This window comes from Streptomyces sp. NPDC102258, from assembly GCF_055584685.1.
This window is the reverse complement of sequence record NZ_JBVJLO010000002.1, coordinates 291,932-304,226: the sequence shown is the minus strand read 5'-3', so window position 1 is coordinate 304,226 and position 12,295 is coordinate 291,932. Positions and strand designations below refer to the sequence as shown.

Here is a 12,295-nt window from a genome sequence, read left to right as displayed (position 1 = left end):
GGGCCGCCGCACGAGGTGCGACGGCCCGCCTCCGGGTCGGTCCGGTCAGCCCGGTCAGCCGGGTCGTCCGGTCAGTCCCGCAGGGCCCGGGCGAGGCCCTGACGGTCGGTGCCCAGCTTGGTGAAGACCGCGGACAGCAGCTCGGAGACCGCCCGCGCGTCGCTGTGCGTCTCCTTGGCGATCGCCGCGTTGTCCAGGCCCTCGGCGGCCCGGCGCGCCACCTCGTGCTCCGCGACGGTCAGGGAGTCCCGCTCCGCGGTGTACAGCCGGCGCGGGCGCAGTCCGGCGGACGCCAGCTGGGCGCGCGCCCGGCTGACCAGCGCGTCGGCGCCACAGAGGGAGGCGGTCTCCATGCCCCGGTAGAGCTGCTGGGCGGCGAGGTGCGGATCGCCGAGGGTGTGCAGGGCCGTGCCGTGGTCGATGAGGGCGTGGGCGAGTTCGTAGGCGGCCGGGGACTGTTCGAGATGCCCCACCGCCTCCTTGAGCAGCACGGCGGCGCGGGCCGGATCCGCGGCCGCCGCGGAGACCCGCAGGGCGTGCCCGATGATGCTGGGCGCTCCGAACGCCCGGGCGCGGGAGAGCGCTTCGGCGGCGGTGGCCCGGGCCAGCTCGGTGTCGTGGGTGACCTGGGCGAGAGCCAGGTCGAGCTGCCAGGGGCTCCACGACGGGTTGCGGGTGCCGCGCAGATCGAGACGTTTTCCGGCCGCCGCGAGATGGTGCTCGGCCTCGTCGATCCGCCCTTGCGCCAGCAGCAGTTTGCCGTACGCGGCCTGCGGGTCCGGGTAGACGACCGCCCGCGGGAACCCGTCGGCCAGCCGGTAGGTGCGGGCGACCTGCTTGGCCTCGGAGACGTTGCCCCGGGCGAGCAGCGTCTCGATGAGGGTGCCGATGGCGTACCACTGGGCCGGGATGTCCTGGCCGACGCGGTCGGCGATCTGCAGTCCGTTGCGGACGAAGTCCTCGGCCTCGGCGAGCCGTCCGCGCCGGTAGCGGACGTAACCGAGCAGGGTGTAGACGAACGACAGGTGCGCCCCGCGCCAGCCCTTCGCCTCGAACTCCACGATGCCGTTGTTGAAGAGCTCCTCGGCGCGGCCCGGCTGGTCGCAGTACATGAGGCTGATGGCCACCACGGCGGGCACCTCGAACCCGAAGTCCTGGTCGGTCCAGCTCATGCCGCCTTCGAGCGCCTGCTCCGCGTACTCCAGGGCGGTGGCCGCCGGTTCGCCGCGTACGGTGGCGTCCCAGGCGCGCAGGCCCAGGATGTGCCGCTCGGCCAGTCCGCGGCCGGCGAGCCGCTTGGCGAACTGGGCGAGGAGCCGGGAGCGGGCGGGCGAGTTCTCCTCGTCGACCCGGACGGAGTTCCACTTGAACTGTTCGGCCTGCATGCGCAGCCGGGTGCGGGAGTTGGTGGCGCTGCGGGCCTCCTCGGCGAGGAGTTCGGCCGCCGCGGCCAGTTGTCCCGTGTGGCCGAGGGCCTGGGCGAGCCGGTAGGTGATCTGCTCCCGCAGTTCCTGCGCGGTCCCCGGTTCCTCCAGTGCGGTCCGGAGCTGGTTGATGGTGGTCATGGGGTCGTGCAGGAGGTTGGCGGAGCCGAGCTCGAAGAGGACCTGGGCCCGGTGTTCCGCGTCCGGCGGTTCGCGCAGGGCGCGGGCCAGATAGCGGCGCGCGGCGTCGGGTGCTCCGGCGGAGAAGCTCTCCCCGGCCGCCCGGCGCAGCTGCTGGACCACCCACGGGTCGCCCTCGGGGTGCATCTCCAGGAGGTGGCGGGCGGCGGCCCCGGAGCCGAGCCCCGCGTCGACGAGGGCCGTGGCGGCCATCCCGTGCATGCCGACGCGGACGCCGGGCGGGATCGAGCGGTAGACGGCCGTGGCGATGAGGGGGTGGAAGAACTCCACGACCTCCTTGCGCTGCAGGCTCGTCAGGACGGTGAGGATACGCGCCGACCGCAGCTGGTCGATGGCGTCGGCGGTCTGGGCGTCGCCGAGTGCGGCGACGCTCCCCACGATGCCGACCGGGACCGCGTTGCCGAGGACGGCGGCCGCCCAGGCGAGCCGGACGGTGGAGGGGCCGAGCTGTTCGAGCCGCTCGATCAGGCCGCTGCCCTTGACGGCCGAGGCCAGGTCGCGGAGCTGCGGGATGTTGTCCTGGTGGGGTTTGAGGCCGCGGTCACGGCCCTTCATGCCGAGTTCGACGACCTCGAAGGGGTTGCCGCCGGTGATCGCCCAGCATTCGCGGCAGAACATGTCGTCGGCGCTCTCGCCGAGGGCTTCGCGCACGATGCGGGCCACCGCGCTCGTGGTGAGCGGGGCCAGTTCGTGCGGCCGGGCTCCCTGGCGGCCCAGCAGGGCGCGCAACGGGGCGGCGTCGGCCGGGATCTCGTCCGGTCGGCAGGCCACCATGATCAGCATGGCGAGTTCCTCGGCCCGGGTCGCGAAGGAGGCCAGCCAGGCCAGGGACTCGGCGTCGGCCCAGTGCGCGTCGTCGAGGACGAGTACGACGGGGGCGCCGCTGCGGACCGCTAAATGCGTGACGACCCAGTCCAGGCCGTCGCGCACGCCCTGCGGGTCGGGCGCCGCCGGGCCCTTGGGCGAGGCGGTCAGGCCGAGCGCCGGGGCGACGATACCGTGCCAGCTGCCGAGCACGTCGCGCCGTTCGTCCTCGCTCAGGGCGGCGAACGTCGGCTGGATGAGCTGGCGCATGACGTGGAACGGAACCTGCTTCTCCTGCTCGCCGCCCCGTGCGGACAGGACGGTGCAGCCCCGCTCGGCGGCGTGCCGGCGGGCCTCGGCCAGCAGGGTGGTCTTGCCTATCCCGCCCGATCCGGCGAAGGTCAGCACGCCGCCGCGGCGGGTGGCCGAACCGCTGTCGGAGAGTCCGAAGAGTTCGTCCACCGCGCGGTGGATCGCCAGAATTTCGGATTCCCGCTCCAGGAGGGACTGCGACGCCCCACCCCTCGGTTCCGTGACATGTGACATTCCTGCCCCCTCCTGCGCGTGCGGCCGAGTGTATGACCCTGGGGGCGAGATGTTGCTGCTTAAACTTAATATTGCGGCATCTCACCACTCCTGCGGGAGCAATGCTGTACTCTCGGCGGGCTTCATTGCGGTGTGACATTAACGGATTGACGGAAATCGGCTGGAAACGGCCGAAGATCAACCCCGACCAGGACAGGATCGGTCAGATTCCGTCAATCGCGGGCTATGGGAATCATCGGCAGTTCACTCGGCTGGGGAATCCCAGCCGGAACCTCACGCACCGTGACCCCCGGGGCCGGGGTCAGGGTCCACCGCGAGGCCACCGTCGCCAGTGCCGTGAGGATCTCCGCCACCGCGAACGTGTCGCCGATGCACTTGTGCTGGCCGGCCCCGAACGGGACGTAGCGGTGGTCCCGCGGGCTGTCGGCGGCGTCCCCGAGCCAGCGGTCCGGGTCGAAGACCGAGGGATTGGGGAACAGGGCCGGGTCCCGGTGCAACGCGTAAGGGCTGTAGGCCAGTTCGGCGCCGAGCGGGATGGAGATCCCGCCCAGGGTGAGCGGGACCAGCGCGCGCCGGGTGAACAGCAGCGGCGAGTGCAGGCGCAGCGCCTCCTGGAAGACGTGGTTCGCGTACGTCAGCCGGGACAGGTCCTCGGCGCGGACCGGGCCGGTGCCCACCACCTCGTCGACCTCCGCCTGGAGGCGCCGCTGCACCTCGGGGTGACGGCCGAGCTCGTGGAAGATCCAGGCGAGGGTGGTCGCCGAGGTCTCCGTACCGGCGAACATGATGGCGATCACCTCGTCGCGCACCTGCTCGGGGCTCATCATGGCGCCGGTCTCGGCGTCCACACTGGACAGCAGGAGCGACAGCAGGTCCTGGCGCCCCTCCCCCGCCGCCTCGTACCGCGCGATCACCTGGTCGATGATCCCGCGCAGCCGGGCGGCGGCCGCGTCGAAGCGCCGGTTCTGCGGAACGGGCAGCCGGTCCAGCGACTTGGGCATGACCGCGCGCATCAGCATGCCCTCCAGGACGATCGGCAGCGAGCGGTGCACCTCCTCGACGGCCGGCCGGCTCAGGTCCCCCGAGAAGATCATCTCGGCGACCGAGGAAAGGGCGTAGGTGCGGGTCTCGTTGACCATCGAGACCTCGCGGCCCGAGACCCACGAGGAGGTCATCGCCCGCGCCTGGCGGCCCATCACCTCGGCGTACTCGGTGATGTGGCCGCGGTGGAACGCCGGCTGCATCATGCGGCGCTGTTTGCGGTGGAAGTCGCCGTCGGTCGTCACGATGCCGTTGCCGAACATCGGGCGGAGCCGGTCGAAGACCCGGCCGCGCCCGAACCGCTGCGCCTGCTGGACGAGTACGGCGTGGACGTGCTCGGGGCTGGTGAGGACGTACACGGGCCAGGTGCCGATGTCGAGCCGCACGATCCCGCCGTGGTCGCGCAGGGACTCCAGGAACGCGATCGGCTGCCGCCACAGCTGTAGCGCGTGACCCAGAACCGGTAACCGCCCCGGGGCCACGGGGGCGTTGACCACCGGGCCGGGATGCTCCACCTGTGCCATGGACCGACTCCCTGTCATGCCACCGAGACCAGGCCGGGGCGGGTGTACGCAGACTCCAGCCCGGCCGCGAACCGTTCGTCGCTGTACCGCGTGCACTCGTAACGCTGCCACAGATCCGCGCCGATGATCCAGTCTTCATAACTGCGCACCATCCGGGAAACGGCCTCGCGCACCTCCGGGTCGCTCTCCCCGCGGGCGTCCAGCGTCTCCTCCAGCAGCCGTTCGGCGGCCAGGTACTCCTCGATCCGGGTCTGGATGCGGCCTTCGACCGCCCGGACCGCGTCGGGGAGCGAGCAGCCCTCCCAGGAGGAGATCAGGGAGACGAGGTTGTTGTTGTCCCCGCAGGAGTACTCCTTCGGCAGGGAGAACACGTCGTTGCCCCAGGAGATGACGTCGATGGCGCTCGCCGTCAGCGCCCGGTACTCGGGCAGGTCGTGGATGCGCTGCGGCACGTCCAGACCGAGGCCCGCCTCCACCATGTCCATCATCGGCAGCAGTTGGGAGCTGTGCCGGCGCATCAGCACATAGTCGTCGACCGTCGGGCGGCCGGCCGCCCCGCGGTTGCCCGCCTCCTGGTCCAGGGAGCGCAGCATGAGCGGGACATGGGCCCGGTAGCGGGCCGCGGGGCCCTCGGGCATGCCGGCCAGGATGCGGTCGCACAGGTCGGTGAACCCGTTCACCAGGGGGTTGCGGGCCGGCGCGCCGGCGGTCGACCCCGTCTCCAGGTACGTGGTGATGGTGTCCACCACCGGCCGCCAGGCGGCCAGTTCACCCGTCCTGATGAGGTGGTCGTGCTGGTCGTCCAGGACGAACGACCACGCCATCCACTCGGCGAGCAGGACGACCGTCTCGTAGGGCACCTCACCGCTCACCCGCCCCGCGAGATGACCGAAGCCGATCCCCGCGAATTGTTCGACCGCGTCGGTCACGAGTTCGTGGCGCACCACCCACGTGGTGGCTTCGGCGTTGGCCTGGGCGGCCTGCGGATGCTTGGAGTTCCCGAACGGAAGGTGAAAGTCGGGAACAGAGAAAGAGTCGAGCCGGGTCATTGATCCCCCCATGAAAAGAGTCCGAATTCGCCAATACCCGCTCACCTGCACGACCGGCGCCCGTCGCGATCGTGTGAAGAGACCTCTGTGCTGCGGCATCGTCGCGGCAGCGGGCTGCGGCCGCCGAAAGGAAACCGGTCACCAAGCGACCAGATCCAGCCGACGCACGACCACATCAGGCCACCGTAGAACTAATTAACTCGCAGGCCGCAGCGTACTGTCAATGTAGGACGAGAGGAGAAGATGAATTAATCCGGAAAATACCGAAAGTGCTTTCGCCTCGAATATGCTACCGGCATACGCGGCGGCACCGGGGTCCCGCGGCCTACACTTCGAGTGGGTACGGCGTCCGGTATAGGTGGGAACGTGACCGGGCACCGGTCGTGTCGGGTCCCCTCGATCTCACCGGGAGACAACCATGAGGATGCTGATCAACACCGCGGACACGGTCGTCGCCGACGCGCTGCGCGGCCTGGCGGCCGCCCACCCCGACCTCGACGTGGACGTCGAGCACCGGGTCGTCGTACGCCGCGACGCGCGCGGCGGCGGGCGGGTCGGCCTGGTCTCCGGCGGCGGGTCCGGTCACGAACCGCTGCACGCGGGCTTCGTGGGATACGGGATGCTGTCGGCCGCCTGTCCGGGGGAGGTGTTCACCTCACCGGTTCCGGACCAGATGCTGCGGGCGGCCGGGGCCGTCGAGTCCGGGCAGGGCGTGCTGTTCATCGTGAAGAACTACACCGGGGACGTGCTCAACTTCCAGATGGCGGCGGAGCTGGCCGAGGAGGACGGCGTACGGATCGAGCGGGTCCTGGTCAACGACGACGTGGCCGTCACCGACAGCCTCTACACGGCCGGCCGGCGCGGCACCGGGGCGACCCTGTTCGTCGAGAAGATCGCCGGGGCGGCCGCCGAGGAGGGGGCCCCGCTGGACCAGGTGGCGGCGATCGCCCGGCGGGTCAACGACTCCTCGCGCAGCTTCGGCGTCGCGCTCAGCGCCTGCACCACCCCCGCGAAGGGCAGCCCGACCTTCGACCTGCCCGACGGGGAACTGGAGTTGGGCATCGGCATCCACGGCGAGCCCGGCCGGGAGCGGCGGGCGATGATGACCTCGCGGGAGATCGCGGAGTTCGCGGTGGGCGCCGTACTGGAGGACCTCGTGCGGTCCGGCCCGTCGGACGCGCCGGTGCTGGCCCTCGTCAACGGGATGGGCGCGACCCCGCTGCTGGAGCTGTACGGGTTCCACGCGGAGGTGGCCCGGGTGCTGGAGGCCCGCGGGGTGCCCGTGGCACGGTCGCTCGTCGGCAACTACGTGACCTCCCTGGACATGGCGGGCTGCTCGGTGACCCTGTGCCGGGCCGACGACGAGCTGCTGCGCCTGTGGGACGCGCCCGTGCAGACGCCCGCGCTGCGCTGGGGCCGCTGAGGCACGCTGAACGTAGGCTGGCGGACGGGACCGTCCGAGCGGGTGCGAGACGAGGAGATCCGGTGCGCGACGCAGAGTTCTTCCGACGCTGGTTGGAGGCCGCCACCGCGGCGGTGGAGCGGGAGGCCGACCGGCTGACCGAGCTCGACTCCCCCATCGGGGACGCCGACCACGGCAACAACCTGCTGCGCGGCTTCGTGGCCGTCCGCGCGGCACTGGACGGGGCGGACGGCGGGGCCGCGCCGGGGGCGCTGCTCCAGCTGGCGGGCCGGACGCTGATCTCCACCGTCGGCGGCGCCTCCGGTCCGCTGTACGGGACCCTGCTGCGGCGTACCGGCAAGGAGCTCGGGGACGCCGCCGAGGTCTCCGACGAGGCGCTGCGCGAGGCACTCCACGCGGGCGTCGGCGCGGTGGCGCAGCTCGGCGGGGCGGCGCCGGGGGACAAGACGATGCTGGACGCCCTGGTACCGGGTGTCGAGGCGCTCGCCACCTCCTACGCCGCCGCCGGGGACGCGGCGGAGAACGGCGCGCGGGCGACCACGCCCATGCTGGCGCACAAGGGCCGCGCCAGTTACCTCGGAGAGCGCAGCGTGGGCCATCAGGATCCCGGGGCCACTTCCTCGGCGCTGCTGCTGCGCGCCCTCGCCGAAGCCGCGGACGGTGCCGCGTGAACGCCGGGCCGCTGGTCGGGATCGTGCTGGTGTCGCACAGCGCGCCGGTCGCGCAGGCGGTGGCGGAGCTGGCCCGGGGCCTGGCGGCCGGCGGGGCGGTGGCGCCGGTGGCCCCGGCGGGCGGCGGCCCCGACGGCGGGCTGGGCACGAGCGCGGATCTGGTCCTCGCGGCGGCCGCGTCGGTGGACGGGGGCGCGGGAGTGGTGCTCCTCGCGGACCTCGGCAGCTCGGTCCTGACCGTGAAGGCCCTGCTGGAGGACGAGGAACTCCCGCCCGGCTCCCGCCTCGCGGACGCCCCCTTCCTGGAGGGCGCGGTCGCGGCGGTGGTGGCCGCTTCGGCCGGCGCCCCGGCCGAAGCGGTGGCCGCGTCCGCCGCGGAGGCGTACGCCTACCGCAAGGCCTGACACCCCCCGCACCGGCGGCGCCGGGACGGGGGGCCGGGCCCCTCTTCCAGTGACCGCCGGACGCTAGGGGCGGCCGCGCAGGGACTCGATCTCGCGGCGTTCGCGCTTCGTCGGGCGGCCCGCGCCGCGGTCGCGGATGCCGACGACGGCGGCCTCCACGGGGGTGGGCGGCGGCGGGCTGTTGTCGATGAAGCATTCGGCGGCGACCGGGGGCCCGACCCGCTTGGTCACCGGCCGCCGGACCACGACGATCCGTTCGCGGCCGCCATGGAAGAGCCGTACCTCGTCCCCCGCGCGCACCGGCTGCGCCGGCTTCGCGCGCTCCCCGTTGACTTTGACGTGCCCCGCCCGGCAGGCGGTGGCCGCGAGCGAGCGGGTCTTCGTCAGACGGACCGACCAGATCCAGGCGTCCACCCGGGCGGCTCCCGTCTCCATCTGTGCATCAGCCATGCCCCGACTCTAACGCCGAGGCGGAAGAAGCTTCGGCGGATAACACAAACGGCTTGGCATCTGCAAGGGAGATCATCCCAACTGGATTGCACATGCGCGGTAGGTGCCCCTACCTTGTCGCACATGCAGTCCTACACCATCGGACAGGCGGCACGTCTGCTCGGCGTCAGCCCGGACACGGCCCGCCGCTGGGCCGACGCCGGCCGGGTCGCGACCCATCGCGACGAGGGCGGCCGGCGCCTGATCAACGGCCGGGATCTGGCGGCCTTCTCCATCGAAGTCGGGCAGGGCGCCCACACCGAGGAGGGGGAGCCCTACACCTCGGCGCGCAACGCGTTCCCGGGCATCGTCACCGCCGTCAAACTCGGCGACGTGGCCGCCCAGGTCGAGATCCAGGCCGGTCCCCACCGGCTGGTCTCGCTGCTCACCCGCGAGGCCGTCGAGGAACTCGGCCTGGAAGTCGGCATGCAGGCCACCGCCCGCGTGAAGTCGACCAACGTGCACATCGACCGCACCTGAAGCCGGTCCGCCGCTCCGCCCGCCCTGCCGCTCACCCCGCTCACGCCCACCCTTTCGCCCGTTCCCACCCGCTCCGCCCGTCACCGGCGCGGGTCACCACCACGCGGTCCCGGCACCGGCCGGACCGCCGACCCGACCGAGGAGCCCGCGCCGTGTCCGCACGACTGAACCGCCGCACCGCAGCCGCCGTACTCACCGCCGCCCTGCTCGTCCCGCTGTCCGCCTGTGGCGGTGACGGCGACGCGAAGAAGGACGACGCCGCGAGCGCGCCGTCCGCCTCCGCCCCCGCCTCGCCCGAGGCCAAGGCCAAGGCCGCGAACCTCACCGTCCTCGCCGCCTCCTCCCTCACCGACGTCTTCAAGACCGCCGGCGAGGCCTACCAGAAGTCCCACCCGGGCACCAAGGTCACCTTCTCCTTCGCCGGTTCGCAGGAGCTCGCCGCGCAGGTCAAGCAGGGCGCCCCGGCCGACGCGCTGGTCACCGCCGACACCAAGACCATGGACGGCCTCAAGGCCGAGACGAACGACGCCACGGTCATCGCGAAGAACCGCCTGGTCATCGCGGCCGGCAAGGGCAACCCGTTCAAGATCGACGAGCTGAAGGACCTGGCCGACACCCGGCTCAAGGTCGTCCTCGCCGCGCCCGAGGTCCCCGTCGGCCGCTACAGCAAGCAGATCCTGGACGCCCAGAAGATCGAGGTGAAGCCGGTCTCGCAGGAGCCGAACGTCCGCGCGGTACTGTCCAAGGTCGAGCTGGGCGAGGCCGACGCGGGTCTCGTCTACAAGACGGACTCCGCCAAGTCCGGCGACAAGGTGGTCAACGTCGACATCCCGGACGACCAGAACGCCGTGGCCTCCTACCCGGCCGCCACGCTCAAGCAGTCCAAGAACGCCGAGGCCGCCGCCGCGTTCGTGGCGTGGCTGAGCGGCCCGGAGGCGCAGAAGATCCTCCAGGACGCCGGTTTCCAGAAGGCGTAACGGCTCCGGCACCGGGGGGCCGCCCGCGTCCGGGGGGACGGGCGGCCCCTTCGTCGCGTCGCCGCGCTCCGGCGCCCGCCGCACCTCCGCTTCCTCCGCGCCCGCCGCCCTCCCCATACCGCCGCGCCGCCCCGATCAGGAACCGCCCCCATGAGCAGACCCCGCACCCGCCCGCCCCTGACGCTCGCCCTTCCCGCGCTGCTCGCCGTCGCGTTCCTGCTGCTGCCGCTGGCCGGGATCCTCACCCGGACCGAGTGGGGCGATCTGGCCGGCCACCTCACCAGCCCCGACGTGGTGCGGGCCCTCAAGCTGTCGCTGCTGGTCTCCCTCTGGGCGCTCGGCCTCTCCCTGCTGCTCGGGGTGCCGCTGGCTTGGCTGCTGGCCCGGGTCGAGTTCCGGGGCAAGTCCCTGGTGCGCTCCCTGGTGTTGCTGCCGATGGTGCTCCCGCCGACCGTCGGCGGTGTGGCGCTGCTGCTGGGGTTCGGGCGGCGCGGACTGCTCGGCCCCTGGCTGGAGGGCACGTTCGGCATCACCCTCCCCTTCCACACCTCCGGCGCCGTGGTGGCGGCCACGTTCGTGGCGATGCCCTTCCTCGTGATCAGCCTGGAGGGCGCGCTCGGCGGGCTCAAGCAGAGTTACGAGGAGACCGCGGCCTCCCTCGGCGCCTCGCCGGTCCGGGTGTTCGCCACGGTGACGCTGCCCATGGTCGCTCCGGGCCTGGTCGCCGGCGCGGCCCTCACCTGGGCCCGCGCGCTGGGCGAGTTCGGCGCCACCATCACCTTCGCGGGCAACCTGCCCGGCACCACCCAGACCCTGCCCCTCCAGGTGTACCTGCTGCTCCAGGACAAGCCGGAGGCCGCCACCTCGGTCTCGCTGCTGCTGCTCGCCATCGCCATGGGCGTGCTCGTCGCCCTGCGCGGCCGCTGGACCGGGACCCCGCCCGCCGCCCGGGACGCCGGTGCCCCGCAGCCCGCCGAGGTGGAGGAGGGGCCCGCGCTCCCCCCGGTGCCGGACGGCGAAGTCGCCGCCCCGGCCGCCGACGGCCGCTGGCCCCTGCACGCCGAGGTGACCGGCTTCAACGAGCTCACCCTCGCCGCCGAGCCCGGCACCACCATCGCCGTGGTCGGGGAGAACGGGGCGGGCAAGACCACCCTGCTGCGGGCCCTGCTCGGCCTGACCCCCCGCGCGCACGCCGAGCTGACGCTGGGCGGGCTCGACGTCACGCGGCTGCCGCCGCACCAGCGCCACGTCGCCTGGGTCCCGCAGGACGGCGCGCTGTTCCCGCACCTGACGGCCCTCGCCAACACCGCGTACGGGTTGCGCGCGCGGGGCGTCGGGCGCGCCACCGCCCGCCGGGAGGCGCGGGCCTGGCTGGACCGGCTCGGCGTCGGCCACCTGGCCCACCGCAAGCCGGCCCAGCTCTCCGGCGGACAGGCCCAACGGGTCGCCCTCGCCCGGGCGCTGGCCGCCCGGCCCCGGCTGCTGCTCCTCGACGAGCCCCTCGCCGCCCTCGACCAGTCCACCCGGGCCCGCGTACGGCACACCCTGCGCACGCACCTCGCGGACTTCGGCGGGGTCTGCCTGATCGTCACCCACGACCCCGTCGAGGCGGTGTCGCTGGCCGACCGGGTCCTCGTACTCGCCGACGGCCGCACGCTCCAGGACGCGGCTCCGGCCGAGGTGACCCGGCATCCGAGGTCCCCGTGGGTGGCCCGGATGCTCGGCCGCAACGCCTGGCACGGCGCCGCGTCCGCCGACGGGCTCGCGCTCGCGACGGGCGGCCGGCTGGTGGTGGCGGAGGTCCTGCCCGAGGGGGTACCGGCGCTGGCCATCATCGCCCCGGAGGCGGTCTCGGTCCACCGGGAGCGCCCGGCCGGCAGTCCGCGCAACGTCTGGCCCGGCACCGTACGGGAGATCACCCCGGCCGGCAGCAGGCTGCGCGTCCTCATCGGCTCGCCCGAAGTCCCCGACCTGGTCGCGGAGATCACCCCACAGGCGGCCGCCGAACTGGGCCTGGCCGACGGGGTCGCGGTCTGGGCGAGCGTGAAGGCCACCGAAGTCACCCTGGTACGCCTCTAGGGCCGGTCGTCCGCCCCGGGGTGCGGGGTCCCGGCTCGGGCGAGGTACCCCATCCGGCCCGGCCGAAGTCGCCTCCTGCCTGCGGGAACGCGGGCGTATCCCTTTGGACGGGGGACGTCGGCTGGCATATGTTCGGTCCTGCCCGGGCCGCCCGTCGTGGGGGCCCGTTCCGCCGCCGTTCCG

At 73.0% G+C, this 12,295-nt stretch carries 10 protein-coding genes; 6 read left to right on the top strand and 4 right to left on the bottom strand.

Annotated features, from left to right (window positions below):
- Nucleotides 1–71: 71 nt before the first annotated feature.
- The 3 genes from ACZ6ZT_RS04540 to ACZ6ZT_RS04530 form a co-directional block, all read right to left on the bottom strand.
- Nucleotides 72–2,975 (bottom strand): helix-turn-helix transcriptional regulator, encoded by a 2,904-nt coding sequence (locus ACZ6ZT_RS04540; RefSeq protein WP_469715453.1) that lies wholly within the window; start codon nucleotides 2,973–2,975, stop codon nucleotides 72–74.
- 212 nt (nucleotides 2,976–3,187) lie between these two features.
- Nucleotides 3,188–4,540, bottom strand: coding sequence for a cytochrome P450 (locus tag ACZ6ZT_RS04535; protein WP_469715452.1), 1,353 nt, complete (start codon nucleotides 4,538–4,540; stop codon nucleotides 3,188–3,190).
- Between the two features lie 14 nt (nucleotides 4,541–4,554).
- Nucleotides 4,555–5,589: a terpene synthase family protein gene (locus tag ACZ6ZT_RS04530; RefSeq protein ID WP_469715451.1), complete on the bottom strand. Its 1,035-nt coding sequence runs from the start codon at nucleotides 5,587–5,589 to the stop codon at nucleotides 4,555–4,557.
- A 418-nt stretch (nucleotides 5,590–6,007) separates the two neighbouring features.
- Between ACZ6ZT_RS04530 and dhaK the strand changes: the two genes are divergently transcribed.
- The 3 genes from dhaK (at nucleotide 6,008) to ACZ6ZT_RS04515 (ending at nucleotide 8,087) form a co-directional block, all read left to right on the top strand.
- Nucleotides 6,008–7,012 (top strand): dihydroxyacetone kinase subunit DhaK, encoded by a 1,005-nt coding sequence (gene dhaK / locus ACZ6ZT_RS04525; RefSeq protein ID WP_469715450.1) that lies wholly within the window; start codon nucleotides 6,008–6,010, stop codon nucleotides 7,010–7,012.
- 62 nt (nucleotides 7,013–7,074) lie between these two features.
- A complete protein-coding gene (gene dhaL, locus ACZ6ZT_RS04520) occupies nucleotides 7,075–7,683 on the top strand; it encodes a dihydroxyacetone kinase subunit DhaL (RefSeq protein ID WP_469715448.1) in 609 nt (202 codons plus the stop codon).
- A complete protein-coding gene (locus ACZ6ZT_RS04515) occupies nucleotides 7,680–8,087 on the top strand; it encodes a PTS-dependent dihydroxyacetone kinase phosphotransferase subunit DhaM (protein WP_469715446.1) in 408 nt (135 codons plus the stop codon). Before dhaL ends, ACZ6ZT_RS04515 begins: the two co-directional genes overlap by 4 nt.
- Before the next feature lie 63 nt (nucleotides 8,088–8,150).
- On the opposite strand, the gene ACZ6ZT_RS04510 is transcribed toward ACZ6ZT_RS04515, so the two are convergent.
- Complete coding sequence (locus ACZ6ZT_RS04510; RefSeq protein ID WP_469715445.1) at nucleotides 8,151–8,537, bottom strand: RNA-binding S4 domain-containing protein; 387 nt, start codon at nucleotides 8,535–8,537, stop codon at nucleotides 8,151–8,153.
- Nucleotides 8,538–8,660: 123 nt separating this feature from the next.
- Between ACZ6ZT_RS04510 and ACZ6ZT_RS04505 the strand changes: the two genes are divergently transcribed.
- From ACZ6ZT_RS04505 to ACZ6ZT_RS04495, 3 genes are all read left to right on the top strand, one after another.
- On the top strand, nucleotides 8,661–9,056 hold the full coding sequence (locus ACZ6ZT_RS04505; protein WP_469715443.1) for a TOBE domain-containing protein: 396 nt from the start codon (nucleotides 8,661–8,663) through the stop codon (nucleotides 9,054–9,056).
- A gap of 152 nt (nucleotides 9,057–9,208) precedes the next feature.
- The gene (gene modA, locus ACZ6ZT_RS04500; protein WP_469715441.1) at nucleotides 9,209–10,033 is read left to right on the top strand and encodes a molybdate ABC transporter substrate-binding protein; all 825 of its coding nucleotides are present in this window, start codon (nucleotides 9,209–9,211) and stop codon (nucleotides 10,031–10,033) included.
- Between the two features lie 150 nt (nucleotides 10,034–10,183).
- A complete protein-coding gene (locus ACZ6ZT_RS04495; protein ID WP_469715440.1) occupies nucleotides 10,184–12,112 on the top strand; it encodes an ABC transporter permease in 1,929 nt (642 codons plus the stop codon).
- The last annotated feature ends 183 nt before the right edge of the window (nucleotides 12,113–12,295 follow it).